A 26,993-nucleotide genomic window follows, 5' to 3' on the forward strand; every position below is an offset into this window, starting at 1 on the left:
GAAGCGGTTCAGCGGCGCCCCCCGCGCCCCCGTCCCTCGTCCCAGCCCTCGTCGTCGCGCGGGCCGAGCAGTTCGTCCGCCAGGGTCGGCAGGTCGTCCAGCGGGGTCTCCTCCGCCCAGTCGGGGCGGGGGCGCCGGCGCGGGGTGCCCGTCTCGTCGAGCTGGGGCAGCTCGCGCGTGCGGTCGTTGCCGTTGTCGGACCGGGTCTCCGGACGCCCGTCGGCCGGGCGCTCGTCGCGGAAGAAGCCCTGCGGGACGCGGTCGGCCGGGTCGCCGTCCCGTGCGGGGCCCGCGCCCTCCTGCGGTACGGACGGCAGGACGGCCGTCTCGTCCGCCGCGCCCGGGGGCACCGGCGGGAGCACCGCGGTCTCGTCCGCCGCGCCCGGAGTCACCGGCGGAAGCACCGCCGTCTCGTCAGCGGCCTCCGGCACCGGCGGCCTCGGCAGCTTGGCGGTCTCCTCGGCGGGCCCGCCCGAAGCGTTGGTCGGCGTCACGACCGGCGTCGGAACGGTCGCGGCACTGTCCTCGGCGGACCCCCGGGAACCCGAGGAGTCCGAAGTACGCGAGGAACCCGAAGCACCAGAAGAGCCCGAAGTACCCGTGGCGCCCGGAGCCGCCCCCGCACCCGTACTCGAACTCGTAGAAGCCGCCGTCGCCGCCGTGGCCGTCGTAGCCGCCGCAGCGGCCGCAGCCGCCTCCGCCGCAGCCCGCCGCGCCTGTTCCGCCCGCAGCAGCGCCTCTTCCGCCTTGCGCTGCTTCTCCAGGCGGCGTTCCTCCGCCTCGGCCCGCAGCCGGGCCTCCTCCTCGGCGCGGCGGCGCTCCTCCTCCGCCCGCTCGCGGCGGCGTTCCTCCTCGGCCGCCCGGGCCGCCTCCTCCGCGAGCTTGCGCTCACGCTCCTCCTCGGCGCGGCGGCGGGCCTCCTCGGCGCGCTGCCGTGCCTCCTCGGCCTGGCGCTCGGCCTCGCGCCGCTGAGCCTCCTCCAGCTCGCGCTGCTTGCGCTCCTCCTCCTCGGCGCGCAGCCGTTCGAGCTGTTCCTGGCGCTCGCGCTCCAGGCGCTCCTCCTCGGCCTTGCGCGCGGCCTCTTCCTCGGCCTTGCGCCGCGCCTCCTCCTCGGCGGCCTTGCGCGCCTCCTCCTGGGCCTTCACCTCGGCCTCGGAGAGCGGCAGCATCAGGTCGAGCCGGTGCCGGACGACCGTGGTGACGGCCTCGGGCTCCTGACCGGCGTCGACGATCAGGTAGCGGCCCGGGTCGGCCGCGGCCAGGGTGAGGAAACCGGAGCGCACGCGCGCGTGGAACTCGGCCGGCTCCGACTCCAGACGGTCGGGCGCCTCGGTGAACCGCTCGCGGGCGGTCTCCGGGGACACGTCGAGCAACACCGTCAGATGCGGCACGAGGCCGTTCGTCGCCCAGCGGGAGATGCGCGCGATCTCGGTCGGCGACAGGTCGCGCCCGGCTCCCTGGTAGGCGACCGAGGAGTCGATGTACCGGTCCGAGATGACGACGGCGCCCCGCTCCAGGGCGGGCCGCACGACCGTGTCGACGTGCTCCGCGCGGTCGGCGGCGTACAGCAGCGCCTCCGCGCGGTGCGACAGTCCCGCGGAGGACACGTCCAGGAGGATCGACCGCAGGCGCTTGCCGACCGGCGTGGCGCCCGGCTCGCGGGTCACCACGACCTCGTGGCCCTTGCCGCGGATCCACTCGGCGAGGGCTTCGGCCTGCGTCGACTTGCCGGCCCCGTCGCCGCCCTCCAGGGCGATGAAGAAACCGTTCGCGGCGGGCTGCTGCACGGGGTCGTCGCCGCCGCGCAGCGCGTCCCGCAGGTCGTGGCGGAGCGGCACCCCGGAGCGGTCGTCGACCTTGGCGAGGACCAGGGCGGCGACCGGCAGCAGCAGCGCGCCGACCAGCATCAGCGTGAAGGCGGCGCCGCCGTGCGCGAACACGAACTTGCCGTTCTCCAGCCGGTGCGGCCCGATCCCGGCGGCCACCAGGGGCGCCACCAGCACGCCGAGCCCCACGAAGACGCGGGCGACCGCGTGCAGGTGCTCGGTCGTACGGGCCCGCCGGTGGTCCTCGGTCTCCTGGTCGAGCAGCGTGTGGCCGGTGTTGGCGGCGACGCCCGCGGCGACCCCCGCGAGGGCCGTGATCAGCAGCACCGTGGTGACGTCCGGGACGAGCCCGGCGGCAAGCAGCGCGACGCCCGTGCAGGCGATCGCCAGCGCGAGCAGCCGGCGCCGGGACAGCGAGGGCAGCATGGCGGGTGCCGTACGGATGCCCACCACGACACCGCCGGTCAGCACGAGCACCAGCAGCCCGTACGTCACCGGGCCGCCGCCCAGGTCCTTGGCGTGCAGCACGGCGACGCCGACGGCGGCCGCGACGGCCCCGGCGACCGCCGCCGAGGCGGTCACCAGCAGCGGTACGGCTCCGGTGCGGCCCTTGTCGATACCGGCGCCTGCCTTCGGACGGCGCAGGCCCTCGAGCGGCGACCGCGCGCGCGGGGTGCGCGTGTCGGGCAGTTCGAGGAAGACGAGCACCGACAGCGAGGCGGCGAACAGCCCGGCGGCGACGTACGAGGCCAGGGCCGCCTGGTGCTGGTCGAACCAGTCGATCCCGGCACCCAGGAGGTTGTTCAGCAGCGCGGCGGTCACCAGCACGGCGGCGGCGACGGGCACCGCCACGAACGCCGTACGCAGCGACAGGCGGCGCAGCGCGTCCATGTGGTCGGGCAGCGGGCGTACCGTCGCGCCCTCCAGGGGCGGCGCCGGCAGCAGCGCGGGGGCGGCGCTCTCGCGGCACACGGTCCAGAAGCGCTCGGCGACACCGCTCACGAAGGCGGTCACCAGGAGCACGGCGAGCGCGTCGTCCGGGGTCCAGTCGATCCACAGCGGCGCGACGATCAGGAGCACGGCCCGCACACCGTCCGCGCCGACCATGGTCCAGCGCCAGTCGAGCGGCCCGTCCTTGGAGGTGAGGGAGGAGAGCGGGCCCAGGAGTATGGCCCCGAAGAGCAGGGTGGCGAGAATGCGCGTCCCGAAAACGGCGGCCACGGCGAGGCTGACCCCACGGTAACCGCCTCCGAAGGAGCCCTCGGAGATGGCCGCCTGGAGCGCCAGGACGACCAGGACGAGCAGCGCGAGGCCGTCACCGACCCCGGTCACGAACTGTGCGCTCCACAGCCTCTTCAGCTGGGGTTGGCGCAGCAGTGCGCGGACGGCGCGCTCCCGGGAATCTGCGACCAGGGCGTCGTCGGGGGCCGGGTGGTGGGCCGTTGGCTGCTCGGCTCGCGTCATCCTGACAGCCTATCCGGACACGTCCACCTCCCCGAAGGGGCGGCCGAACATGTGGACGCCCCCACACCGGAACGTGCGAGGGCGTCCACCTGCCGGTCACAAAGGTCCGGATCCGGCTGCCGGTCGCAAAGAACCGGTCAGCTGTCGGTCACGACGATCCGGTCAGCTGTCGGAAGCGGCCGCCTTCTTGGCGACGGTCTTCTTGGCGGGCGCCTTCTTGGCAGCCGTCGTCTTCGAAGCCGTCGTCTTCTTGGCGGCCGCTTTCTTGGCCGGGGCCTTCTTGGCCGTCGTCTTCTTCGCGGCCGCCTTCTTGGCGGTCTTCTTGGCCGGACCCTTGGCGCGCTTCTCGGCGAGCAGCTCGTAACCGCGCTCAGGGGTGATCGTCTCGACGCTGTCGCCGGACCGCAGGGTGGCGTTGGTCTCCCCGTCGGTGACGTACGGGCCGAAACGGCCGTCCTTGACGACCACCGGCTTCTCGCTGACCGGGTCGGTGCCCAGCTCCTTCAGCGGCGGCTTGGCGGCGGCGCGCCCGCGCTGCTTGGGCTGCGAGTAGATCTGCAGCGCCTCTTCGAGGGTGATGGTGAAGAGCTGCTCCTCGGAGGTGAGCGAACGCGAGTCGGTGCCCTTCTTCAGGTACGGCCCGTAGCGCCCGTTCTGCGCAGTGATCTCCACGCCCTCGGCGTCCGCGCCGACGACGCGCGGCAGCGACATCAGGCGCAGCGCGTCCTCCAGCGTGACGGTGTCCAGGGACATCGACTTGAACAGCGACGCGGTACGCGGCTTGACGGCGTTCTTGCCCGTCTTCGGGGTGCCCTCGGGGAGCACCTCGGTGACGTACGGGCCGTAACGGCCGTCCCGGGCGATGATCTGGTGGCCGGAGCCCGGGTCGGTGCCCAGCTCGAAGTCGCCGCTCGGCTTGGCGAGCAGCTCTTCCGCGTAGTCGACGCTCAGCTCGTCCGGGGCGAGGTCCTCGGGGACGTCCGCGCGCTGGTGGTTGTCGGAGTCCTTCTCACCGCGCTCGATGTACGGGCCGTAGCGGCCGACGCGCAGCACGATGTCGTTGCCGACCGGGAAGGACGACACCTCGCGCGCGTCGATGGCGCCCAGGTCGGTGACGAGCTCCTTGAGGCCGCCGAGGTGGTCCCCGTCGCCGTTCCCGGCGTCCGCGGCGCCGCCCGCGACGTCGCCCTCGCCGAAGTAGAAGCGCCGGAGCCACGGCACGGCCTGCGCCTCTCCGCGCGCGATGCGGTCGAGGTCGTCCTCCATCCTGGCGGTGAAGTCGTAGTCGACGAGCCGCCCGAAGTGCTTCTCCAGGAGGTTGACCACGGCGAAGGACAGGAAGGACGGCACCAGGGCGGTGCCCTTCTTGAACACGTAGCCGCGGTCGAGGATCGTGCCGAGGATCGACGCGTACGTCGACGGGCGGCCGATCTCGCGCTCTTCGAGCTCCTTGACCAGGCTGGCCTCGGTGTAGCGGGCCGGGGGCTTGGTGGCGTGGCCGTCGACCGAGATCTCCTCGGCGGACAGCGGGTCGCCCTGGGCGACCTGCGGCAGCCGGCGCTCGCGGTCGTCCAGCTCCGCGTTCGGGTCGTCCGCGCCCTCGACGTACGCCTTGAGGAAGCCGTGGAAGGTGATGGTCTTGCCGGACGCGCTGAACTCGGCGTCGCGGCCGTCGGAGGCGGTGCCGCCGATCTTCACGGTGACCGAGTTGCCGACCGCGTCCTTCATCTGGGAGGCGACGGTCCGCTTCCAGATCAGCTCGTAGAGCTTGAACTGGTCCCCGGTCAGACCCGTCTCGGCGGGCGTGCGGAAGCGGTCCCCGGAGGGGCGGATCGCCTCGTGCGCCTCCTGCGCGTTCTTGACCTTCCCGGCGTACGTGCGGGGCCTGTCGGGCAGATAGTCGGCGCCGTACAACTGCGTGACCTGCGCGCGGGCGGCGGCCACGGCCGTGTCCGACAGGATCGTGGAGTCCGTACGCATGTAGGTGATGAAGCCGTTCTCGTACAGCTTCTGGGCCACCTGCATGGTGGCCTTCGCGCCGAAGCCGAGCTTGCGCGAGGCCTCCTGCTGGAGCGTCGTCGTACGGAACGGGGCGTACGGGGAGCGGCGGTACGGCTTGGACTCGACCGAGCGGACCGAGAACGCGGTGTGCTCCAGGGCGGCGGCCAGGGCGCGGGCGTTCGCCTCGTCCAGGTGGAGCGTGTTCGCGCTCTTGAGCTGCCCCAGGGAGTCGAAGTCGCGTCCCTGGGCGACGCGCCTGCCGTCGACCGTGTTCAGGCGGGCGACCAGCGAGGACGGGTCGGACGGGTCACCCGCGCGGCCGGTGGCGAAGGTGCCGGTCAGGTCCCAGTACTCGGCGGAGCGGAAGGCGATGCGCTCGCGCTCCCGCTCGACGACGAGCCGGGTGGCCACGGACTGCACGCGGCCGGCCGACAGCCGTGGCATGACCTTCTTCCACAGCACCGGGGACACCTCGTAGCCGTAGAGACGGTCGAGGATGCGGCGGGTCTCCTGGGCGTCGACCATGCGCTTGTTGAGCTCGCGCGGGTTGGCGACGGCACTGCGGATCGCGTCCTTGGTGATCTCGTGGAAGACCATCCGGTGGACCGGGACCTTGGGCTTGAGGACTTCCAGGAGGTGCCAGGCGATGGCCTCGCCCTCGCGGTCCTCATCGGTGGCGAGGAAGAGTTCGTCGGAATCCTTCAGCAGGTCCTTGAGCTTCTTGACCTGGGACCTCTTGTCGGCGTTGACCACATAGATCGGCTGGAAGTCATGGTCTACGTCCACACCGAGACGGCGCACCTCGCCGGTGTACTTCTCCGGCACCTCGGCGGCGCCGTTGGGGAGGTCGCGGATGTGCCCGACGCTCGCTTCGACGACGTAGCCGGGGCCGAGATAGCCCTTGATCGTCTTCGCCTTGGCAGGCGACTCGACGATGACGAGTCGGCGGCCGCCCTGTGCGGTCTCGCTGGTCGGGGACAACTTCGCTCTTCTCTCCGGTCGACGCGGGGGGTCTCCCCCGGAGTGGCTACCGGGGGTCGTGTCGTGCTGACGCTGCGGAGTGTGACGGTACATCCCGCCCCCGTGTCAAACGGGAAAAGCCCGCAACGGCCACTCGAACGGTAACCCGACTACCGCCATTCCTGCCGCCCGGACTGGCCACCGGCGGTTTCGCCCCCATCCGGAGCGTGACCTCTCAATTACCGGTACCCGGCGTGTCCCTTGATCGAAGAGAAGCGCGAAGGACTCCCTGAAGGAGTCGAAGGAGAGTCGCGTCACACGCGCGTGAAGCACCACACCCCGAGCACCAGGGCGACGACCGAGGCCACCGTGGCGAGCAGCGCGGACGCGGCCGGGTGCACCCCGACGGCGACCGGCTCCCGGTGCCGCAGCCGGACCGCCGTCCAGGCCAGCAGCCCGCCTCCGAACAGGGCGAACACCGTACCCGCGAAGATCGCCGGTCCGCTTTCCATGGGTCAGTCCTTCCGCCCCGCGTGTCCAGGCTCGGGAGGCTGGCACGCCCGGACGGCGACCGCGCGAACCCACGGTGAACGCGGGGCGGACTACAGCCCATGGGCCGCCAAAGGGCGGCGCAGGGGCACCTGTGGCGCTACCCGGTGCCGCGACGGGGAGCGGCGGCTCACGGGAGCCGCGCATCGCGTCGGCACCGCCGGTCCGGCGCCGGGAGTGTGGCGAAACCGTCTTTTCCACGGGCGGCGTTCCGCGTGCGCGGTCGCCGGGGCGGTCGTCGACTGGCTCCACGGTGCGGTCGTCGACGCGATCCCCGGTGCGGTCGCCGGCGCGATCGACGGCGCAGGCGGTACGACGGCCGCCGCACCGCCGCCGCAGCACCGTCACCGTGTCCCCCGTCCCCCGTCATTCCGCAGGCTCGAGGAAGCCCTGTTCCACCAGCAGCCGGATCTGGGCCGGCGTCCGGTCGCGCAGCAGTACGGGGTCCTCCCCCACCAACTGCGCGATGGCGTCCAGGATCCGCCCGGCGCTCAGCGACCCGTCGCACACACCGGCGAAACCGGCGCCGACCGTGTCGACCTTGGTGGCGCGGCGCATCCCGCGGTGCTGGCGCAGCACCACGTGCTCCGGGTCCTCCGCCCCCGGCAGCCCGACCTGCTCCTGGACGACTTCGGAGACGAGCCTGAAGTGCCCGGCGAGCAGTCCGGCGTCGTCGTGCTCACGGAGGTAGTCGACGCGGTCGAAGTGGGCGCGTACGGCGTCGCCGAGCGGCTGTTCGACGGGATGCGGCCACTCCTCGACCGTGATCGAGGGCCGCTCCGCCGCCGTCCGGCGCAGCGTGATCCACCCGAAGCCGACCGCCCTGACCTTGCGCGCCTCGAACTCGTCGAGCCAGGCGTCGTACAGCGCCTGGTACTCCGCCGGGTCGCTGCGGTGGTCGCCCGCGTCCCGCAGCCACAGCTCCGCGTACTGCGTGACGTCCTGCACCTCGCGCTGCACGATCCACGCGTCGCAGCCGCGCGGCACCCAGGACCGCAGCCGGTCCTGCCACTCCTCGCCCTCCACGTGCTGCCAGTTGGCCAGGAACTGCGCGAACCCCCCTTCGTTCAGCCGGTCCCCCGCCTGCTGAACGAGCGTGCGGCACAGATCGTCCCCGCCCATCCCGCCGTCGCGGTACGTCAGCCGGGCGCCGGGCGAGATCACGAAAGGCGGGTTCGACACGATCAGGTCGTACGTCTCGTCGCCGGCCGGCTCGAAGAGGGAACCCTCCCGCAGATCGGCCGCGGGGGCGCCGGAGAGCGCCAGGGTGAGCGCGGTGATGGCCAGCGCGCGCGGGTTGAGGTCGGTCGCGGTCACCCGCGTGGCGTGCTGGGCGGCGTGCAGCGCCTGGATCCCGGAGCCGGTGCCGAGGTCGAGCGCGGCGTCGACCGGCGTGCGCACGGTGATGCCCGCGAGCGTCGTGGACGCGCCGCCCACGCCCAGTACGACCCCTTCCGCGTGGCTGCCGATGCCGCCCGCGCCCCCGACCGCGCACCCCAGGTCGGACACGACGAACCAGTCCTCGCCGCCGGTCCCGGCGTAGGGCCTGATGTCCACGGTCGCGGCCACCTCGTCGCCCCCGACGGCGGTGAGCCAGCCGCTGTCCAGGCAGTCGGCGACGGGCAGGACGTCGGCCACGCGCGCGTGGGGCACGGGTTGCTGCAACAGGAAGAGCCGTACGAGCGTCTCCAGCGGCGTGTCTCCCCGGGTCGCCCGGAGCGCGGGCACGGTCTCGCTGCGGGCCAGCGCCGCGTAGGCGGAGGCGCCGAGCAGATCGAGCATGCCGTCCGCGGTGAAGGAGGCGCCCAGCAGGGCCTCCCGCAGCCGGGCGGCCACGTCGGGGCGGTCGGACGAGGGCAACGGTGACAGGCTGGTGTGACTCACCGCCCCATTGTCTCCCGCGTCCCGCCACCGGCAGTCGCGTCACGGCCCGCGCGTACGGCTGCCCGGCCGCCTCCGCGGGACCGACCGCCCCGGCGCGCCGACCGCACACGTGCCGACCGCATACGTGCCGGCGCCGCACGTGCCGGGCCTCCGTGTGCCGGAGCCACATGTGCGGTGTCGCCGTGCGCTCGGGCTACATGTGCCGGGCCGCCGTGTGCCGCGACGACACGTGCCGCGGCCCCGTGTACCGAGCCCACACATGCCGCAGCGCCACGTCCCACAGCCCCATGTGCCGGGCCCACACGTACCGCAGCCCCATGTGCCGGCGCCATACGTGCCGCAGCACTACGTCCCGCAACCACACGTACCGCAGCCCCATGTGCGACACCGCCACCGTCAGCCGTACGCCTTCGCAGAGCTCAACCCCACAGCTCAACCCCACAGCTCAACCCCACAGCTCAACCCCACAGCTCAACGCTAGAGCTCAACCCCAGAGCTCAGCCGAGGCCGGCCAAGACCGGCCCAGGTCAGTACAGCCCCAGCCGGTCCCGGCCGCTCCCGCTCAGCCCTGCGTGACCTCCGGCGAAGCGGACGCCGTCTTGCAGCTCTCCTGCTGCGACATCGCCTGGCCCACGTCGCCCTCCTCGAGCTTCTTAAGCGCGTCGTTCCCGCTCTTGCTCAGCTTGTCGAGCTGCGTGGCGATGTCCTTCAGCCCGTCCGCGAACTTCGCCTGGTCCTTGGTGTTGAGCTTGTCGACCTGCTGCTTGAGGTCGGCGTACGACTGGGAGATGTCGTTGAGCTCCGCGACCGCGTCCGTCTTCTTCTTCTTGCCGTCGTCGACGTTCGGGTCCCCGGCCCGGTCCACGGCCGCGCCGATCGCCTTGTAGGCGTCGGACATGTCCTGGAAGGCCTGGGCGTCGGTCGACTGGACGTCCGCCGGCTTGCTGTTGTCCGAGGTCTCCTTCTGGATCGCGGCATTGGCGGCCTCGATCTTCTTGGCCTGCGGCTTCACGGCGTCGCAGACCTGCTTGGCCCAGGCGTCCAGCTTCTCGTTGCTGTCGTCGCCGCCGCAGCCGGACAGCGCCATCACCAGTACCGCACCGCCGGACACCGCGGCCGCGAGCTTCTTGTTCACCGGATCGGTCCCTTCCATGGCTCTCGGCCCCGGAACATACACGCCATGTGGGCGACAGCCGTATGAAGAACATCCGTTTCATCCATCATTGAAGCCATTTGCACCAGCGAGACAAGGCTCACGAAGAAACGCGAAGGCGGCGTGAACACGCACAGGGCGGGCGGTCGACGCGTCAACACGCGCCGACCGCCCGCCCATTGGCCAGTTTCTGACCGGGTGCGCGGGCCCTGCCGTTACGAAACCACCGCGGTTTCGGCCGACTTGGCCGTCCGTTCCACGGGTTCCTCGTCACCCACCGTGATCCCGCGCCGCTTGGAGACGTAGACCGCGCCGACGATCACCAGCAGCGACAGCACCGCGATCAGTACCCGCAGGCCGACGCTCTTGTCCTCCCCGTAGGAGAACTTGACGACCGCCGGCGCGATCAGCAGCGCCACCAGGTTCATCACCTTCAGCAGCGGGTTGATCGCGGGCCCCGCGGTGTCCTTGAAGGGGTCGCCGACGGTGTCGCCGATCACCGTCGCGGCATGGGCCTCGCTGCCCTTGCCTCCGTGGTGACCGTCCTCGACCAGTTTCTTGGCGTTGTCCCAGGCACCGCCGGAGTTGGCCAGGAAGACCGCCATCAGCGTGCCGGTGCCGATGGCGCCCGCCAGGTACGAGCCGAGCGCGCCGACGCCGAGCGTGAATCCGATGGCGATGGGTGCCATCACGGCGAGCAGACCGGGAGTCGCCAGTTCGCGCAGGGCGTCCTTGGTGCAGATGTCGACGACCCGCCCGTACTCGGGCTTCTCCGTGTAGTCCATGATTCCGGGGCGCTCGCGGAACTGCCGCCGCACCTCGTAGACCACCGCTCCCGCGGACCGCGAGACCGCGTTGATCGCCAGTCCCGAGAAGAGGAAGACGACCGCGGCCCCCGCGATGAGCCCGACGAGGTTGTTGGGCTGGGAGATGTCCATCATCAGGTTCATCGGTGCGCCGTCGCCCGAGACCTTCTCCCCCACCTCGTTCGCGGCCGTGAGGATCGCGTCGCGGTACGAGCCGAAGAGCGCCGACGCCGCGAGTACGGCGGTGGCGATGGCGATTCCCTTGGTGATGGCCTTGGTGGTGTTGCCCACGGCGTCCAGGTCGGTGAGCACCTGCGCGCCCGAGCCCTCGACGTCGCCGGACATCTCCGCGATGCCCTGCGCGTTGTCGGAGACGGGACCGAAGGTGTCCATGGCGACGATCACACCGACCGTGGTGAGCAGGCCGGTGCCGGCCAGCGCCACCGCGAACAGCGCCAGCATGATCGACGTACCGCCGAGCAGGAACGCCCCGTACACGCCGAGCCCGATCAGCAGGGCGGTGTACACCGCCGACTCCAGGCCGACCGAGATGCCGGCGAGGACGACGGTGGCGGGGCCGGTCAGCGAGGTCTTGCCGATGTCCCGGACGGGACGGCGGGTCGTCTCGGTGAAGTAGCCGGTGAGCTGCTGGATCAGGGCGGCCAGCACGATGCCGATCGCGACTGCGACGACCGCGAGGATGCGCGGATCGCCGTCCTTGGCGCCGATCGCCGCGTCCGTGACCCCGTCCAGATCCGCGTACGTGGACGGCAGATAGACGAAGACGGCCACGGCCACGAGTGCCAGGGAGATCAGCGCGGAGATGAAGAAGCCGCGGTTGATGGCGCTCATCCCGCTGCGGTCCGCTCGGCGCGGCGCCACGGTGAAGATGCCGATCATGGCGGTGACCACGCCGATCGCGGGCACGATCAGCGGGAACGCCAGACCCGCGTCGCCGAACGCCGCCTTGCCGAGGATCAGCGCGGCGACGAGCGTCACGGCGTACGACTCGAACAGGTCCGCGGCCATGCCGGCGCAGTCGCCGACGTTGTCGCCCACGTTGTCGGCGATCGTCGCGGCGTTGCGCGGGTCGTCCTCCGGGATGCCCTGCTCGACCTTGCCGACGAGGTCGGCGCCGACGTCGGCGGCCTTCGTGAAGATGCCGCCGCCGACTCGCATGAACATCGCGATCAGCGCGGCGCCCAGGCCGAAGCCCTCCAGCACCTTGGGCGCGTCGGCCGCGTACACGAGCACCACACAGGAGGCGCCCAGCAGACCGAGCCCCACCGTGAACATGCCGACGACGCCGCCCGTACGGAAAGCGATCTTCATGGCTTTGTGCGAGACGGCGGTGAGATCCTTTTCCGGCTCACCTTCCGCCGGAGTCGCTTCCCGTGCCGCGGCGGCCACACGGACATTGCTGCGCACGGCAAGCCACATGCCGATATAACCGGTGGCCGCCGAGAACGCCGCGCCGATCAAGAAGAAGATCGATCGGCCGGCGCGCTGATTCCAGTCGTCCGCGGGCAGCAGCATGAGCAGGAAGAACACCACTGCGGCGAATACCCCGAGGGTGCGCAACTGCCGTCCGAGATAGGCATTGGCTCCTTCCTGCACGGCGGCCGCGATCTTCTTCATGCTGTCGGTGCCCTCGCCCGCCGCGAGCACCTGGCGCACCAGGACTGCGGCGACCACGAGCGCCGCCAGGGCGACGATGCCGATCACCATCACGATGAGCCGGTTGTCGTCCGTGAGTACGGCCGCTGCGAGGGTTGTGGGATGGTCAAACTGATGAGGGGTAGAAAGCCCCGCCATTCGTCCTCCTTGACGCTTGGGCTGAGCTCAAGATGTGGACGGATTGTAGGTACCGGAACCTGATCAAAACAGTGCGCCGTAAACGGAATTGGCCTTCCCAGGCTCTCCAGCAAAAGATCGACAGGCGAAGACGGAACCCGAAAGCGGTAATGCCCTAAAAGCGTTGACGCTTGATCCAATAATCGCGTGACCGATCGTGAATGAATTCACGAAAAGCAGTCCGCCGAACCGCACGCAGCAAAAAGGCCCCGCCGAGCAGGGCCCTTTGCTACTACTGGGTACGTCGAGCGACTTACCGACGGGTACGCCGACCGGGTACTGCCGACGGCGTGGCCGCGACCACGGCGCGCGTACACACACGGCGCGAGACCGGCAGGAACGGACGCAGGACGCGCGCGGACTGCCGCGGACGTACGCGTGAAACGCTGCGAAGACCGCGGGCCTACGCGCGGCCGCGGCGCGGAGGCGCTACGGGATGAGTGCGGCTGGCGGCGTGGTCGGCCAGCTCATCCTGATCAGCCCGCCGTTCTCCCCGGCGGTCACCTCTACGTCGTCGACGAGACCGCTGATGACCGCGAGGCCCATCTCGTCCTCCTCGGCCTCCGGGTCCGGCTCGTCACCCGGTCCCCGGGCGCCCGGCACCTTGTCACCGGGGGCGAGCCGCGGCGCCTCGTCGCCGACCTCGATGGAGAACTGCTTCTCCTCCTCGATCAGCGACACCCTGACGGGTGCCGAGACACCGCTGCTCTGGTGCAGTCCGACGGCCCGCGAGCAGGCCTCGCCCACGGCGAGCCTGACCTCGTCGAGCACGGCCTCGTCCACTCCGGCCCTGCGCGCCACCGCTGCCGCCACCAGCCGGGCGGTCCTGACGTGCTCGGGCAGCGCGCTGAAACGGAGTTCGACGGTGGCCATGCATCCCCCTAGTGACTACGGGCGTGCGGTGAGGGGGACGGGCTGCCGAGGCCCGGTCCCCCCTCCTTGCTTCTGCCGTCATGGGCGCGCGACTGCCGTCCGGTGGCTCGCGGCCCGCAGACGGGTCAGTCGGTGGCCGCCACCGCTTCCTCGACCGAGGTGTGGATCGGGAACACCTTGGTGAGGCCGGTGATGCGGAAGATCTTCAGAATGCGCTCCTGGTTGCAGACCAGCCGCAGCGAGCCCTCGTGGGCACGCACCCGCTTCAGTCCGCCGACCAGGACGCCGAGACCGGTGGAGTCGAGGAAGTCCACGCCCTCCATGTCGACGACAAGATGGAAATTGCCGTCGTTCACCAGCTCGACCAGCTGCTCACGCAGCTTGGGCGCGGTATATACATCGATTTCGCCACCGACCTCGACGACCGTACGATCGCCGACGGTACGGGTCGACAGAGACAGGTCCACGGATCCTCCAGCACCTTGCTATCGAGCGGTCGCCCCTCGGGACACCTCGGCGGGAGCCCCCGGGACGGTTCGCCAGCCGCGATGGCATTCAATCACTTACCGGCAGGCGTGCACGACGCCTTGGCCCCATTGTCCGTCACGCCAGTGACACACTCGATGCCGATGGCCAAGAAACACCGATCCGATCGAACCTCGACGGACAACGCTTCCCGCCCCGCGCCGGGCACGGTCCTGGACCGGCTCGCCTCGGGGCCGAGTCGCGCTTCGCGCATCACTCATACGGAGCACTTGCCCCCGCGTGCCGGTCGGCATGCCGTCTGGCCGGACCGGATCCGCGCCGAGGTCATCGCCACCGTGCAGAAAGCCGGGATCGAACACCCCTGGGCCCATCAGGCGCGCGCCGCCGAACACGCTCTGGACGGCGAATCGGTGGTCGTCGCCACGGGTACCGCCTCCGGCAAGTCCCTCGCCTACCTCGTACCGGTCCTGTCGGCTCTCCTGGACGGCTCCGAGGCCCCGAACGGCCGCGGCGCCACCGCCCTCTACCTGGCGCCCACCAAGGCCCTGGCCGCCGACCAGTGCCGTTCTGTGAAGGAACTTTCACAACCACTCGGCCACGCTGTGCGCGCCGCCGTGTACGACGGCGACACGCCGGTCGAAGAACGCGAATGGGTGCGCCAGTACGCCAACTACGTCCTGACCAACCCCGACATGCTGCACCGCGGCATATTGCCCTCACATCCCCGCTGGTCCTCCTTCCTGCGCGCCCTGCGCTACGTCGTCATCGACGAGTGCCACACCTACCGGGGCGTCTTCGGCTCCCACGTCGCCCAGGTACTGCGCCGCCTGCGCCGCCTCTGCGCCCGCTACGGCTCCTCGCCCGTCTTCCTCCTCGCCTCCGCGACCGCCGCCGAGCCGTCCGTGGCCGCCGGCCGCCTCACCGGGCTCCCCGTCGTGGAGGTCGCCGACGACGCCTCCCCGCGCGGCGAGCTGGTCTTCGCCCTGTGGGAGCCCCCGCTCACCGAACTGCACGGCGAGAAGGGCGCCCCCGTCCGCCGTACCGCCACCGCCGAGACCGCCGACCTCCTCACCGACCTGACCGTCCAGGGCGTGCGCTCGGTCGCCTTCGTACGCTCCCGGCGGGGCGCCGAACTGATCTCGGTCATCGCCCAGGAACGCCTCACCGAGATCGACCGGTCCCTGGCCCGCCGCGTGGCCGCGTACCGCGGCGGCTACCTCCCGGAGGAACGCCGCGCCCTGGAACGCGCCCTGCACTCCGGCGAACTCCTCGGCCTCGCCGCCACCACCGCCCTGGAACTCGGCATCGACGTCTCCGGACTGGACGCCGTCGTCATCGCCGGCTACCCGGGCACCCGCGCCTCCCTGTGGCAGCAGGCGGGACGCGCCGGGCGCGCCGGGCAGGGCGCGCTGGCGGTCCTGGTCGCCCGCGACGACCCGCTGGACACCTTCCTCGTCCACCACCCGGAGGCCCTGTTCGACCAGCCGGTCGAGTCCACCGTCCTCGACCCCGACAACCCCTACGTCCTCGCACCCCACCTCTGCGCCGCCGCCGCCGAGATCCCGCTCACGGACGAGGACCTGGAGCTCTTCGGCCCGGCCACGGCCGACCTGATGCCGCAGCTGGAGGCCGCGAAGCTACTGCGCCGCCGGACCAGGGCATGGCACTGGACGCGCCGGGAGCGGGCCGCGGACCTGACCGACATCCGCGGGGGCGGTGGCCGGCCGGTCCAGGTCGTCGAGTCCGGCACCGGCCGCCTGCTCGGCACGGTCGACGCCGCCGCCGCGCACACCGCGGTGCACGAGGGCGCTGTCCACCTCCACCAGGGCCGTACGTACCTGGTGCGCAAGCTGGACCTGGAGGACAGCGTCGCCCTGGTCGAGGAGGCCGCCCCGCCGTACTCGACGGTCGCCCGTGACACCACCGCCATCTCCGTCCTGGAGACGGACGTCGAGATCCCCTGGGGCGACGGCCGGCTCTGCTATGGCTCCGTCGAAGTCACCAACCAGGTCGTCTCCTTCCTGCGTCGTCGTCTCATCACCGGCGAAGTGCTCGGTGAGACCAGACTCGACCTCCCTCCTCGTACGCTCCGTACGCGCGCCGTGTGGTGGACGGTCACCGAGGACCAGCTCGATGCCGCCCGGGTGAACCCGGAGATCCTCGGCGGCGCCCTGCACGCCGCGGAGCACGCGTCCATCGGCATGCTGCCGCTGTTCGCCACCTGCGACCGCTGGGACATCGGCGGCGTCTCCGTCCCGCTGCACCCCGACACCCTGCTGCCCACCGTCTTCGTCTACGACGGCCACCCGGGCGGCGCGGGCTTCGCTGAGCGCGCCTTCCACACCGCCCGCGAATGGCTCGCCGCCACCCGTCAGGCCATCGCCTCCTGCGAGTGCGACGCCGGCTGCCCGTCCTGCATCCAGTCCCCCAAGTGCGGCAACGGCAACGATCCGTTGCACAAGCGCGGAGCGGTCCGCTTGCTCACGGTGCTGCTGGCGGGTGCGCCCCAGCCGGAGCCCGAGCCTCCGGCTGGGGAGACCTCGCCGGGTCTGCCCGTGCCGCCCGACCTGACGGAACCGCCGGGTACGTCGGGCGCGCCAGGTACTCCGGATGCGCCGGACCCGTCAGCCGGAAAGGGGCGTCCCGGGCAGGGCTCGCGGGCCGTTGGTACGGCGGTGCAGGCCGCCGCCCCGAAGGCGGGACCGGCCCCGACCCGGTGAGGTCCGCGCCGGACTCGCCCGCAGCGGACGGCGCCGTAGCGGGCGAGGTCGCGGCTGACGACATCGCGGCGGGCGGCGGCACATCGGAGGGTGGCGCAGCGGGCGGCGGGTCCGCTTCCGCCGGGCCCGCTCTCGACCGGACCTCGGCGGCGAACGGCCCCCGGCCGGACACCGCCAGAACGTCGGAGATCTCGCCCTGGACCGCGCACCGGGCCAGCCGAGCGGCCTGGGCCCGGGCCACCTGCTCCGCCGCGGCGCAGGCCGAGTCGGAGCCCTCCATCCAGTGGTCCGCCGCGGCGAGCGCCGCGAGATCCGCCGCGGACGCGGCACGGTGACGCGTCACGACGGCCTGCCCCATGGCCAGTACGGCACCGAAGACGAGGCACAGCGCGGCGATCGCCCACACCACCCAGACGGTCGCCGACCCTCGGTCCGACCGGAGATTCCGGAGGCCTCGGAGGTCCCGGAGGTTCTGGGGATCCGTACGCCCGACTCTGTCCACTCTGTCGACGTAGGTCGCGGTCGCGCTGTTCATATCAGCCGCCCTCCCCCATCGGCTCTCCCACCGTCTCCTCCGCCAGTGCCACTGCCTCATGGCTCAGTTCGAGCGTCAGTGCGTCCGGGCCCGGCGGGCGGGCCACGACCACCACGTGCACCAGGTCGCCGTGCCGGCTCACCGTCACGCGCGCTCCGCGCGGCGCCGCCTGACGGGCCACCGTCAGCACCGCGTCGGGCGGGTCCTGGCGGGCCGCCGCACGGGCCCCCGCCCGCGCCGCGTCCACACACTGGATCTGTGCGGACGCGGCAAGCAGGGCCCAGACGAGCGCCATCGCGAAGAGCACGAGGGCGGGCAGCACCACGGCGGTCTCCGCCGTCACGAACCCCTGGTCGCCCCCACGGTGCCGCCCGCTCCGCGGCCTGGTCCCGCGCGCGAGCACCGGCCCGCGATCACGTCCCCTTTCACATCCGGACATCCAGCGCCCGCCTCACGATGTCCTGCAACTCCGCGCTGACCTCGCCGCTCGTCAGCACCCGATAGAGCACCAGGGCGAACCCCACCGCCGCGACGATGCCCATCGCGTACTCGGAGGTGACCATGCCCGCGTCCCTCCGCCCCGCTCGTGCCCGGGCCGCCCTACGCGCCAGGGCACGCACTGCCCGTCCCGCTCGTACCGCTCGTCCCGTCTTGTTCATCTCCACCCCCGTGGATTCCGTACCGTCGTCGATCACTTGCCGACCGTCTGCTGAGCGCCCATCACCTCCGCATCCACCGCCTCACCCGCCACCTCCGTGTGTTCGTCATTCACCACCCCCGCCCAGCGCGCTTCCCGCCAGCCCGATCACCACGGGCAGGACACCGACCGCGATGAACGCGGGCAGAAAGCACAGTCCGACCGGTGCGGTCACCATGACTCCCGCCCGGCGTGCCCGTGCCGTCGCCGTACGGCCCCGGTCGGCCCGAGACTCGGTGGCGAACCGGGCGACGGGCCCTGCCGCCGGCACGCCCGACTCGCCCGCTCTTTCCAGCAGCCGCGCGAGGGCAGCCGCGCCCGGCAGTTCGGCCAGGGCCCGCCAGGCATCCGCCGGTTCGCCCCCGAGGGCTACCTCGGCCGCGCCGCCTGCCAGGCGCTCGCCCACCGGACCGCCCAGGGCCTCGCCCACCGCCTGCGCCGCCGTCACCGGACTCGCACCGGCCGCGATGCACGCCGCCAAGAGGTCGGCGGCGAGGGGCAGTTGCCGGGCCGCGTGTGCGGCGTCGTACGTCCGCGCCGGGCTGTCCGCTCGCCGCCGTCGCCATCGCCGGGCCCCGTAACCGGCGGCCAGTCCGATCAGCAGTCCGACCGGGCCGCCGACCAGCGCCCAGCCGACGCAGAACGCTCCCAGCACCGGCAGCCACCGCCGCGCCGTCTCCCGCACCTCGACACGGCGTCGCGCGGGCGCGGCGTCCAGAGACAGCACCGCACCGCATCTGCGCCGCACCCGCCGTTCCCGTCTCGCGGCGGCGACCGTCCATCCGAGAAAAGGCAACAGCACACACAGCGCTGCCCCCAGCCTGTGGACGACGTCCGCGCTCATGCCGTCTCCGCCCCTCGTACGATCCGCAGCGCCCACCACAGCCCGGCGCCCTCCAGAACCGCCCCGGTCAGCAGGCAGCCGAGCCCCGGCCCCGTGTGCAGCACCACGTGCAGCGGGTCGGCGCCCAGTGCCGTGCCCAGCAGGAGGCCGAGCACCGGCAGTCCGGCGAGCATCACCGCCGTGGAGCGGGCGCCCGCCAACTGGGCGCGCAGATCCGCCCGCTGGTCGCGCTCGGCGCGCAGCGCGCCCTCCAGCCGCTCCAGTCCGGCCGCCAGACCCGCGCCGCGGTCGACGGCCACGCCCCAGCAAGCCGCGAGTGCCGAGAGGCCCTCCGCGCCCGGTTGCCGGGCCGCTTCCGTGAGGGCGCCGGGCACATCGCCGCCGAAGCGTGCCGCCGCCAGGACCATGGCCCGGGCCTCGCCGAGACCCTCCGAGTCGTGTGCGGCGTGGAACAGCGCCTCGCCCGGCTGCCGCCCGGCCCGCACCTCACCGGCGAGCGCACCGCACAGCCCGATGACGGCGTCGCCCCGCCGCTCCCGCTTCCGGCGCGCCGCCCGTGCCAGCCGCACACGGCGCACCAGGGGCACTGCGGCGAAGCCCGCCGCCAAGGGCAGCACGGACGCGCCCAGCAGCGCGAGCGCCAGCCCGGCGACCGGCGACCACCACTCGGCGCCCAGCTGCCCGCACCGGGACCGCACTCCGGCCACCGCCCACTGCCACGGCGGTGGAGCGGCCTCGATCGCAGCGCCGCCCGCACACAGCAGCCGGGCCCGCCGCGCCTGCGCGTCCCGCGCCGCCAGCAGCCAGGCCGCCGCTCCGGCGCATGCGAGCGCCGTACCCACCGACACATCACCGATCGACGTCGTCATCCCCGTCCCCCCAGTTCCTCGTCCGTTCCCCGGCCCCAGCGCCCCTCACAGCACCGCGCCCCCTTCGTCTCCGGGCCGCAGCAGTCCGCACAGCCGCTCCCAGCCCCGCTCGTACGCGAACGCCTGCGCACCCCACCGCAGTGCGGGCACCGTCACCACGAGCCCCGACCGCTCCCGCTCCAGCACATGGACCTCGGCGATCCGCCGCCGTCCGTCCCGGTCGCGCACCAGGTGCAGCACCACCGAGAGCGCGGCGGCCAACTGACTGTGCAGGGCCTGCCGGTCGAGCCCCGCCGCCGTGCCGAGCGCCTCCAGCCGGGCGGGCACCTGGGCGGCGGCGTTGGCGTGCACCGTGCCGCAGCCGCCCTCGTGCCCCGTGTTCAGCGCGGCCAGCAGCGACACCACCTCGGGGCCGCGCACCTCACCGACCACCAGACGGTCGGGGCGCATCCGCAGGGCCTGCCGCACCAGGTCCGGCAGTTCGACCGCTCCGATGCCTTCCTGGTTCGCCGGCCGGCCCTCGAGGCGTACGACGTGCGGGTGGTCCGGCCGCAGCTCGGCGGAGTCCTCGGCGAGCACGATCCGCTCACCCGGCCCCACCAGCCCCAGCAGCGAGCTCAGCAAGGTCGTCTTGCCAGACCCCGTACCCCCGCTGATCAGGAAGGACAGCCGGGCGTCCAGCAGCGACCGCAGCACCCGGTCCCCGCCCGGCGGCACCGTGCCCGCCGCCACGAGTTCGCCGAGTGTGAACGCCCGCGGCCGTACGACCCGCAGTGAGAGGCAGGTGGAACCGACCGCCACCGGCGGCAGCACGGCGTGCAGGCGGGTGCCGTCCGGGAGCCGGGCGTCCACCCAGGGGCGGGCGTCGTCGAGCCGTCTGCCCGCGACCGCGGCCAGACGCTGCGCGAGACGCCGCACCGCCGCCGCGTCCGCGAACGACACAGCCGTCAGTTCCAGGCCGCCGCCACGGTCCACCCACACCCGGTCCGGGGCCGACACCAGGACGTCGGTCACGGACGGATCGGCGAGCAGCGGGTCCAGTGGGCCGCTGCCGACGAGTTCCGAGCGCAGTCGCTCGGCCGCTCCGAGCACCTCGGTGTCCCCGAGCACCCGCCCCTGTTCGCGCAGTGCCTGTGCCACGCGCGCGGGGGTCGGCTCGGCACCGCTGGCGGCGAGCCACTGCCGTACGCCGTCCAGCAGTCCCGTGGTTCCCGGGTCCGGGCCGTTGCCGGTGCCCAGGGCCTTGGTCCGGCTCATACGTACCCTCCCGCGGCGGGCATGCGCTCCCAGAAGGCGGTGCAGAACCGGGCGAGCGGCCCCCGCGCCGCTCCTCCGGGTGGCACGCTGCCGTCCGGGCGCGCGAATTCGGCGGGCACCTCGCCGACGAGCGGCAGTCCGAGCAGCCGGGCCACTTCGCCGTCGTCGAGACCGGGCGCGTACGGGCCGCGCACCGCGACCCTGAGGTCGCGCAGCACCATCCCGGCCACCGACGCCACCCTCCGGGCCGAGGCGACGGCCCGGAGCTCGGCGGGGACGACCAGCACCCCGACGTCGAGCTGGGCCAGCGCCTCGGCGGTGCCCTCGTCGATCCGGCGCGGCAGGTCCACGACGACCGCGCCGCCGCGCCGCCGAGCCGCGGCGAGGACCGCGCGGACCGTCGGCGGCGGGATCACCACCGTGTCGCCGCGGTCCCAGCTCAGGACGCGCAGGGCGTGCAGCTCGGGGAGCGACTCCTCCAGGGCGCTGCCTCCGACACGTCCGCGCGAGGCGGCGAACGCCGGCCAGCGCAGCCCTTCGGCGGTCTCTCCGCCCAGCAGCACGTCGAGACCACCGCCCAGCGGGTCCGCGTCGATGAGCAGGGTGCGCCGGCCTCGGCGGGCGGAGGTGACGGCGAGGGCGCAGGCCAGCGTGGAGGCCCCGGCGCCGCCGCGGCCGCCCAGCACGCCCACGGTCAGTGCGGGCGCGCCGACCCCTTCGGCCACGTCGGCGATGCGGTCGACCAGCCACCGCTCCCCGTCAGGGAGCATGAGGACGTGATCGGCGCCGATCTCGACGGCCCGCTGCCAGATTCCCGGATCGTCCTGGTCCCGCCCGACCAGCACCACTCCTCTGCGGCGGCCGGCCCCGCGCAGCCGGTGCGCGGCGTCGTCACCGACGAGGACCAGCTCGGCCGTCTCCCAGCCGCCGCCGCGCTCGGGCACTCCGTGGTGGACCTCCGGCCGGGCGCCCGCCGCGGCGCACAGCCGCAGCAGATCGTCCAGCAGTTCGACGTCCTCCGTGACGATCAGTGGTCCGCTCTGCCGCCCCTCGGCGGCGGGCGTCCTGCCGTGCGTGATGGCTCCCGCCACGATTTCCAGCCCCCTTCACTGCTCCGTGCGCGGGGTCTTCCGAGCCCGCGATTGCGTCCCGCTGAAGAACCGGCAACCGGTCTCCATATGAACGGCCGATACGAACCGGCCAAACGCGTCCGGCAAACGGAACCGGCCATGAACTGGCCGCTGCGAGACGCGCCGGAATCACGGTGCAACGAACCCGGAAATCGTGTGGATCTTGGTGGATAACTGTGGACAACTCAGTGGTTGTGAATATCGCCTTCACCCATACCGGTGACCCCTGTGCGACTTCTCCACAGCGACGCATTGACTACACACAGTGACGAATCATGCGCGGGCACCCCGAAGGCCGGAGTGCTGCGCTCGACGGCTCGGTGACTGTGGAAGCGGAGGGAAAAACCCATCCGGACATGCGACGACCCCCGCCGGGGGGGGAGAGCGGGGGTCGTCCCCACGGCCGACTCGGGGGGGGGGAGGAGTCGGACCGGGTTAGCACGGTCGCGAACGATCCGTGACTTCCATGGTGTACCCGAGAGCCCTCTCAGGCAAACCCACGCGCCCCACACTACGCCGAATGGTGGGCGCCTATGCTCGGCTCGTGGAAAACCACTCCTTGCCCCGTACAGCCGCCTTCTTCGACCTGGACAAGACGGTCATTGCGAAGTCGAGCACCCTCACGTTCAGCAAGTCGTTCTACCAAGGCGGCCTGATCAACCGCAGGGCCGTCTTGCGTACCGCATATGCCCAGTTCGTGTTCCTGGCGGGCGGTGCCGACCATGACCAGATGGAGCGCATGCGCGAGTACCTGTCCGCGCTGTGCCGGGGCTGGAACGTCCAGCAGGTCAAGGAGATCGTCGCCGAGACGCTGCACGACCTGATCGACCCGATCATCTACGACGAGGCGGCGTCCCTCATCGAGGAGCACCACGTCGCGGGACGGGACGTCGTCATCGTCTCCACGTCGGGAGCCGAGGTGGTGGAGCCCATCGGCGAACTGCTCGGCGCCGACCGTGTGGTGGCGACGCGGATGGTCGTCGGCGACGACGGCTGCTTCACGGGCGAAGTGGAGTACTACGCGTACGGCCCGACGAAGGCCGAGGCGATCAAGGAACTGGCCGCGTCGGAGGGGTACGACCTGGCGCGGTGCTACGCCTACAGCGACTCCGCGACCGATCTGCCCATGCTGGGTTCCGTCGGCCGTCCGCACGCCGTCAATCCGGACCGCGCGCTGCGGCGCGAGGCGGTCGCCCAGGGGTGGCCGATTCTGGACTTCAACCGCCCGGTGCGGTTGAAGCAGCGGCTGCCCGCACTGTCGGTGCCGCCCCGCCCGGCGCTCGCGGTGGCCGCCGCGGTCGGCGCCGCGGCGGCCACGGCCGGTCTGGTCTGGTACGCGAGCCGGCGACGGGCGGCAGCCGTCTGAGCCTCCGGGAGGCCGGGCGCGATCGAGCGCCGCGCGACGCAGCACCTCGACGCGCCCGATAAGTGCCTATTTGAACCTAAAAGTAAAGAAGCGCGGCCAGGGCTTCCGCTTCCTGCGGACCAGGAGTACAAAGGGGGTTAACGGCCCGCGAGACCAGGGACATCCGAGAGGATCACCTTCTGACGCAACCAAGGCCCCACGGACCGAGCATGAACACCAGGCACCCACGCGACGTCGACCCGTCGATTACGGGCCAGCCGCACCAGGTGACGGGCGACAGTTCCCGACCTGATGGGCAATATTCGAGGACGCATGGTAACCAGGTGGACATGCCAGCGGCGGTACGAGAACTCGTACCGCCGCAACCCTGTACAGGGAGTTTTCGGCCGCCCCTAGGGGCGGCCTTCTTCATGGCCGGACTACTTACCGGACCGGACTTTGCGCGCGGACGCGAACGGGTTCAGGCGGCGCCGCGCTGGAGCGCCTCGCACACGGCCGTCGATTCCCTGGCGCCCAGTCCCACCGCCTTGCCGCAGTGGGCGATCCAGGCCGCCATGCCCTCCGGAGTGCCGGAGACATAGCCGTCGAGAGCGGCCACGTACGCGGCCCGGCCGAGTTCGGCGTGGCCCACCTCGGCGGGGCAGACGGACTTCGGGTCGAGGCCGCTGCCGACCAGGACGATGCGTTCGGCGGCGCGCGCGACCAGGCCGTTGTGCGAACCGAAGGGGCGCAGCGCGAGGAGTTCGCCGTGCACGACGGCCGCCGTCACCAGCGCGGGCGCCGAGCCCCCGGCGATGATCAGCCTCGACAGCCCGTCCAGGCGTCCGGCGACCTCACGCGCGTCCGGCAGCGGCAGCTCCACGAGCGGTTCGTCGACCGGCTCGCCGTCCTGCCGCGGCCTGCCCACCTCGTCGCCCCTGTCGGCGGCGGCCACGAGATGCAGCCGGGCGAGGACCCGCAGCGGCGACTGCCGCCAGATGGAGAGCAACTGGCCCGCCTCGGCGCTCAGCCGCAACGCCGCGCCGACCGCACGGGCCTCGGCGTCCGCGCTGAAGTCGGCGCGCCGGCGCACCTCTTCGAGGGCCCAGTCGGCACCGGACAGCGCCGCGGAACCGCGGGCACCGCGCAGCGCCGCCTCGGACGTGATCTCGTTGCTGCGGCGGCGCATGATCCGGTGTCCGTAGACCCGGTCCACGGCCTTGCGCACGGACTCGACGGACTCGGCCACGCCGGGCAGCGAGGCCAGGGCCGCAAGGGGATCTGCGGAAGCGCCTGTCGTACTCATGGGTGCGACCCTACGCACCCAGGGGCGTCCCACCCACGATGGAGTGGTCTTCTTCACGTCCTCACGCGCGCGGGACCCCCTGCCCCACTAGGTTAATGAACATGAAAATTGCTTTCGTTGGGAAGGGCGGCAGTGGCAAGACCACGTTGTCCTCGCTCTTCGTCCGCCATCTGGCCGCCTCCGGCGCCCCGGTCGTCGCCGTGGACGCCGACATCAACCAGCACCTCGGGACGGCCCTCGGCCTCGACGACGAAGCGGCCGCCGCACTGCCCGCCATGGGCGCCAAGCTGCCGCTGGTCAAGGACTACCTGCGCGGCTCCAACCCGCGCATCACCTCCGCCGCGTCGATGATCAAGACGACGCCGCCCGGCGAGGGTTCGCGACTGCTGCGCTTGCGCGAGGACAACCCGGTGTACGACGCCTGCGCCCGGCCGGTGGAACTCGACGGCGGCACCGTCCGTTTGATGGTCACCGGCTCCTTCACCGAGGCCGACCTCGGTGTCGCCTGCTACCACTCCAAGACGGGAGCGGTGGAGCTGTGCCTGAACCACATGACCGACGGCCCGGACGAGTACCTGGTGGTCGACATGACGGCGGGCTCGGACTCCTTCGCCTCCGGCATGTTCACCCGCTTCGACATCACGTTCCTCGTCGCCGAGCCGACCCGGAAGGGGGTCTCCGTCTACCGCCAGTACAAGGAGTACGCCCGGGATTACGGCGTCACCCTGAAGGTCGTCGGCAACAAGGTGCAGGGCCAGGACGACATCGACTTCCTCCGCGCCGAAGTCGGTGACGACCTGCTGGTCACGGTCGGCCACTCGGACTGGGTACGCGCCATGGAGAAGGGCCGTCCGCCGCGCTTCGACCGGCTCGAGGACGTCAACCAGCGTTCCCTGCGAGCCCTCCGGGACGCCGCCGACGCCACGTACACGCTGCGCGACCGGGAGCGCTACACGCGCCAGATGGTGCACTTCCACCTGAAGAACGCCGGTTCCTGGGGCAACGCGCGGACCGGGGAGGACCTGGCCGCGCAGGTCGACCCCGGCTTCGTGCTCGACGAACGTACGGCGGGCGCGGTGTCGCCGGCGGCCGCCGCGGGCGCTACCGCATGAGCGCCGGCGCCCCGGGCGCGCCCTTCGGGGCGGGGGCGGGGCTGCCCGCGAGGAAGGAGTCCCAGCCGCGCTTCGGGGCGTGGCCCACCTTGAGCTTGCGCAGCTTCTTCAGCGTCGCCGGGTCCTGGGCGTCGAGCCAGTCGGTGAGCTGGCGGAAGGAGACGCAGCGCACCTCCGACTTGGTGCAGATCGCGTCGACGACCTCTTCGACGGCGCGCATGTAGGTGCCGCCGTTCCAGGACTCGAAGTGGTTGCCGATGATCAGCGGAGCGCGGTTGCCGTTGTAGGCGCGGTGGAAGCCCTCGAGCAGCCCGTCACGCATCTGGTCGCCCCAGTACTCCTGCTTGTCGGGGTCGCCCTGGGTCGTGGTGCCGGACTGGTTCACCATGAAGTTGTAGTCCATGGTGAGCGTCTCGAAGCCACGGCCCGGGACCGGGACGAGCTGCATCGACAGGTCCCACAGCCCTTTGCGCTTCTTGGGCCAGAGCTGGTCGTTGACGCCGCTGGTGTCGTAGCGGAAGCCCAGGGCGCGGGCGGCCTTCCTGAAGTTCTTCTGCCCTTCGAGACACGGTGTGCGGCCTCCGATGAGTTCCTTGTCGTAGTCGAAGGGCAGGGGGGAGTCCTTCTTCAGCCCGCTGTTGGTCTTCCATGACTTCACGAACGATTTCGCCTGGGCGATCTCGTCCTTCCAGTCCTTGACCGACCACTCCCCCACACCGCCGCCGCTGCCGCAGAAGTGGCCGTTGAAGTGGGTGCCGATCTCGTTGCCCTCCAGCCACGCCAGGCGCAGTTGCTTCACGGTGTCGTGGATGCCCTGCTCGTCGTTGAAGCCGATCTCGGAACGGCCCGGCGAGTGCTGCGGGGGCTTGTAGAGGTCCCCCTTCTCCTCCGGCAGCATGTACACGCCGCTGAGGAAGTACGTCATGTTCGCCTTGTTCGCCTTGGCGACCTTGCGGAAGTGCGAGAAGAGCCGCTGGCTGTCCTCGCCCGCGCCGTCCCAGGAGAAGACGACGAACTGCGGGGGTTTCTGTCCGGGCTTCAGCCGCTCCGGTCTGGGCAGATGCGGCTGTGCGCCGGTGTAGGCGGTGGAGCCGTCACCGATCAGACGCACCTGGCTCTTGGGCGCCCCGGCGCCCGGCGCCTTCTTCGCGCCTTCCTTAGAGCCGGTCGCGCACCCGGCCAGCGCCGCGGCGCAGGCCGCGGTGACCGCGACGCCCGCGGCGATCCTCTGGGTGACGGTCATCTTCCGCCCACCGCCTTCCTTCGGTCGGAGCCACGCCGCTCGGGCGATCGCGGCTCGTGTGCAGGGACCTGCCGACAGC

The 26,993-nt window shown here is 72.0% G+C and carries 20 protein-coding genes and 1 pseudogene; 3 read left to right on the forward strand and 18 right to left on the reverse strand.

Annotation, left to right across the window (positions count from 1 at the left end):
* Positions 1-8 precede the first annotated feature (8 nt).
* From tmk to bldG, 9 genes are all read right to left on the reverse strand, one after another.
* Positions 9-3,290, reverse strand: coding sequence for a dTMP kinase (gene tmk / locus ACFV6E_RS33195; RefSeq protein WP_385466816.1), 3,282 nt, complete (start codon positions 3,288-3,290; stop codon positions 9-11).
* A gap of 162 nt (positions 3,291-3,452) precedes the next feature.
* On the reverse strand, positions 3,453-6,272 hold the full coding sequence (gene topA / locus ACFV6E_RS33200) for a type I DNA topoisomerase (RefSeq protein ID WP_385466818.1): 2,820 nt from the start codon (positions 6,270-6,272) through the stop codon (positions 3,453-3,455).
* 293 nt (positions 6,273-6,565) lie between these two features.
* On the reverse strand, positions 6,566-6,763 hold the full coding sequence (locus ACFV6E_RS33205) for a hypothetical protein (RefSeq protein ID WP_385162522.1): 198 nt from the start codon (positions 6,761-6,763) through the stop codon (positions 6,566-6,568).
* Positions 6,764-7,166: 403 nt separating this feature from the next.
* Entirely contained in the window at positions 7,167-8,684 is a 1,518-nt protein-coding gene (locus ACFV6E_RS33210) for a methyltransferase (protein ID WP_385466821.1), read from the reverse strand.
* 193 nt (positions 8,685-8,877) lie between these two features.
* Complete coding sequence (locus ACFV6E_RS33215) at positions 8,878-9,120, reverse strand: hypothetical protein (RefSeq protein WP_385162525.1); 243 nt, start codon at positions 9,118-9,120, stop codon at positions 8,878-8,880.
* Positions 9,121-9,246: 126 nt separating this feature from the next.
* Positions 9,247-9,837 carry a small secreted protein gene (locus ACFV6E_RS33220; RefSeq protein WP_385162527.1) on the reverse strand — a complete coding sequence of 197 codons (591 nt, stop codon included), beginning with the start codon at positions 9,835-9,837 and terminating at the stop codon, positions 9,247-9,249.
* Between the two features lie 215 nt (positions 9,838-10,052).
* Entirely contained in the window at positions 10,053-12,458 is a 2,406-nt protein-coding gene (locus ACFV6E_RS33225; protein ID WP_385466823.1) for a sodium-translocating pyrophosphatase, read from the reverse strand.
* Positions 12,459-12,926: 468 nt separating this feature from the next.
* A complete protein-coding gene (locus tag ACFV6E_RS33230; protein WP_385162530.1) occupies positions 12,927-13,370 on the reverse strand; it encodes an ATP-binding protein in 444 nt (147 codons plus the stop codon).
* A 125-nt stretch (positions 13,371-13,495) separates the two neighbouring features.
* The gene (gene bldG, locus ACFV6E_RS33235) at positions 13,496-13,837 is read right to left on the reverse strand and encodes an anti-sigma factor antagonist BldG (RefSeq protein WP_010986038.1); all 342 of its coding nucleotides are present in this window, start codon (positions 13,835-13,837) and stop codon (positions 13,496-13,498) included.
* An 81-nt stretch (positions 13,838-13,918) separates the two neighbouring features.
* Here bldG and ACFV6E_RS33240 point away from each other — a divergent pair, with 81 nt between their 5' ends.
* The gene (locus tag ACFV6E_RS33240; protein ID WP_385466825.1) at positions 13,919-16,576 is read left to right on the forward strand and encodes a DEAD/DEAH box helicase; all 2,658 of its coding nucleotides are present in this window, start codon (positions 13,919-13,921) and stop codon (positions 16,574-16,576) included.
* Positions 16,577-16,709: 133 nt separating this feature from the next.
* Here ACFV6E_RS33240 and ACFV6E_RS33245 read toward each other — a convergent pair.
* The 7 genes and pseudogenes from ACFV6E_RS33245 to ssd all read right to left on the reverse strand — a co-directional run.
* Positions 16,710-17,171 (reverse strand): annotated as a pseudogene (locus tag ACFV6E_RS33245) (Rv3654c family TadE-like protein); the annotation flags it as partial.
* Complete coding sequence (locus ACFV6E_RS33250) at positions 17,113-17,550, reverse strand: TadE family type IV pilus minor pilin (RefSeq protein WP_385162533.1); 438 nt, start codon at positions 17,548-17,550, stop codon at positions 17,113-17,115. The gene ACFV6E_RS33250 and the pseudogene ACFV6E_RS33245, both read right to left, overlap by 59 nt.
* Complete coding sequence (locus ACFV6E_RS33255; protein ID WP_385162541.1) at positions 17,537-17,770, reverse strand: DUF4244 domain-containing protein; 234 nt, start codon at positions 17,768-17,770, stop codon at positions 17,537-17,539. Before ACFV6E_RS33255 ends, ACFV6E_RS33250 begins: the two co-directional genes overlap by 14 nt.
* 105 nt (positions 17,771-17,875) lie before the next feature.
* A complete protein-coding gene (locus ACFV6E_RS33260; protein WP_385466828.1) occupies positions 17,876-18,652 on the reverse strand; it encodes a type II secretion system F family protein in 777 nt (258 codons plus the stop codon).
* A complete protein-coding gene (locus ACFV6E_RS33265; protein WP_385162536.1) occupies positions 18,649-19,521 on the reverse strand; it encodes a type II secretion system F family protein in 873 nt (290 codons plus the stop codon). The genes ACFV6E_RS33260 and ACFV6E_RS33265 overlap by 4 nt, the downstream gene beginning before the upstream one ends.
* 45 nt (positions 19,522-19,566) lie before the next feature.
* The gene (locus tag ACFV6E_RS33270) at positions 19,567-20,778 is read right to left on the reverse strand and encodes a TadA family conjugal transfer-associated ATPase (protein ID WP_385466831.1); all 1,212 of its coding nucleotides are present in this window, start codon (positions 20,776-20,778) and stop codon (positions 19,567-19,569) included.
* Entirely contained in the window at positions 20,775-21,869 is a 1,095-nt protein-coding gene (gene ssd, locus ACFV6E_RS33275) for a septum site-determining protein Ssd (protein WP_385466834.1), read from the reverse strand. The genes ACFV6E_RS33270 and ssd overlap by 4 nt, the downstream gene beginning before the upstream one ends.
* Positions 21,870-22,428: 559 nt before the next feature.
* On the opposite strand from ssd, the gene ACFV6E_RS33280 reads away from it, so the two are divergent.
* Positions 22,429-23,274 carry an HAD family hydrolase gene (locus ACFV6E_RS33280; protein WP_385170632.1) on the forward strand — a complete coding sequence of 282 codons (846 nt, stop codon included), beginning with the start codon at positions 22,429-22,431 and terminating at the stop codon, positions 23,272-23,274.
* A gap of 460 nt (positions 23,275-23,734) precedes the next feature.
* On the opposite strand, the gene ACFV6E_RS33285 is transcribed toward ACFV6E_RS33280, so the two are convergent.
* Positions 23,735-24,559 carry an oxidoreductase gene (locus ACFV6E_RS33285; protein ID WP_385170635.1) on the reverse strand — a complete coding sequence of 275 codons (825 nt, stop codon included), beginning with the start codon at positions 24,557-24,559 and terminating at the stop codon, positions 23,735-23,737.
* Between the two features lie 95 nt (positions 24,560-24,654).
* Between ACFV6E_RS33285 and ACFV6E_RS33290 the strand changes: the two genes are divergently transcribed.
* A complete protein-coding gene (locus ACFV6E_RS33290) occupies positions 24,655-25,671 on the forward strand; it encodes an ATP-binding protein (RefSeq protein WP_385466837.1) in 1,017 nt (338 codons plus the stop codon).
* Here ACFV6E_RS33290 and ACFV6E_RS33295 read toward each other — a convergent pair.
* Complete coding sequence (locus ACFV6E_RS33295; protein WP_385170641.1) at positions 25,661-26,914, reverse strand: hypothetical protein; 1,254 nt, start codon at positions 26,912-26,914, stop codon at positions 25,661-25,663. The genes ACFV6E_RS33290 and ACFV6E_RS33295 overlap by 11 nt on opposite strands.
* Between the last annotated feature and the right edge of the window lie 79 nt (positions 26,915-26,993).

The sequence above is a fragment of the Streptomyces sp. NPDC059785 genome (genome assembly GCF_042732375.1).
Classification (GTDB): Bacteria; Actinomycetota; Actinomycetes; order Streptomycetales; family Streptomycetaceae; genus Streptomyces.

What these genes read in the sequence shown, in the direction of transcription:
- tmk (WP_385466816.1), bottom strand. Translation starts at nt 3,290, where the DNA reads ATGACGCGAGCCGAGCAGCCAACGGCCCACCACCCGGCCCCCGACGAC.
- ACFV6E_RS33205 (WP_385162522.1), bottom strand. Translation starts at nt 6,763, where the DNA reads ATGGAAAGCGGACCGGCGATCTTCGCGGGTACGGTGTTCGCCCTGTTC.
- ACFV6E_RS33220 (WP_385162527.1), bottom strand. Translation starts at nt 9,837, where the DNA reads ATGGAAGGGACCGATCCGGTGAACAAGAAGCTCGCGGCCGCGGTGTCC.
- ACFV6E_RS33225 (WP_385466823.1), bottom strand. Translation starts at nt 12,458, where the DNA reads ATGGCGGGGCTTTCTACCCCTCATCAGTTTGACCATCCCACAACCCTC.
- ACFV6E_RS33230 (WP_385162530.1), bottom strand. Translation starts at nt 13,370, where the DNA reads ATGGCCACCGTCGAACTCCGTTTCAGCGCGCTGCCCGAGCACGTCAGG.
- ACFV6E_RS33240 (WP_385466825.1), top strand. Translation starts at nt 13,919, where the DNA reads ATGGCATTCAATCACTTACCGGCAGGCGTGCACGACGCCTTGGCCCCA.
- ACFV6E_RS33250 (WP_385162533.1), bottom strand. Translation starts at nt 17,550, where the DNA reads ATGTCCGGATGTGAAAGGGGACGTGATCGCGGGCCGGTGCTCGCGCGC.
- ACFV6E_RS33255 (WP_385162541.1), bottom strand. Translation starts at nt 17,770, where the DNA reads ATGAACAAGACGGGACGAGCGGTACGAGCGGGACGGGCAGTGCGTGCC.
- ACFV6E_RS33260 (WP_385466828.1), bottom strand. Translation starts at nt 18,652, where the DNA reads ATGAGCGCGGACGTCGTCCACAGGCTGGGGGCAGCGCTGTGTGTGCTG.
- ACFV6E_RS33265 (WP_385162536.1), bottom strand. Translation starts at nt 19,521, where the DNA reads ATGACGACGTCGATCGGTGATGTGTCGGTGGGTACGGCGCTCGCATGC.
- ACFV6E_RS33270 (WP_385466831.1), bottom strand. Translation starts at nt 20,778, where the DNA reads ATGAGCCGGACCAAGGCCCTGGGCACCGGCAACGGCCCGGACCCGGGA.
- ACFV6E_RS33280 (WP_385170632.1), top strand. Translation starts at nt 22,429, where the DNA reads ATGGTGGGCGCCTATGCTCGGCTCGTGGAAAACCACTCCTTGCCCCGT.
- ACFV6E_RS33285 (WP_385170635.1), bottom strand. Translation starts at nt 24,559, where the DNA reads ATGAGTACGACAGGCGCTTCCGCAGATCCCCTTGCGGCCCTGGCCTCG.
- ACFV6E_RS33290 (WP_385466837.1), top strand. Translation starts at nt 24,655, where the DNA reads ATGAACATGAAAATTGCTTTCGTTGGGAAGGGCGGCAGTGGCAAGACC.
- ACFV6E_RS33295 (WP_385170641.1), bottom strand. Translation starts at nt 26,914, where the DNA reads ATGACCGTCACCCAGAGGATCGCCGCGGGCGTCGCGGTCACCGCGGCC.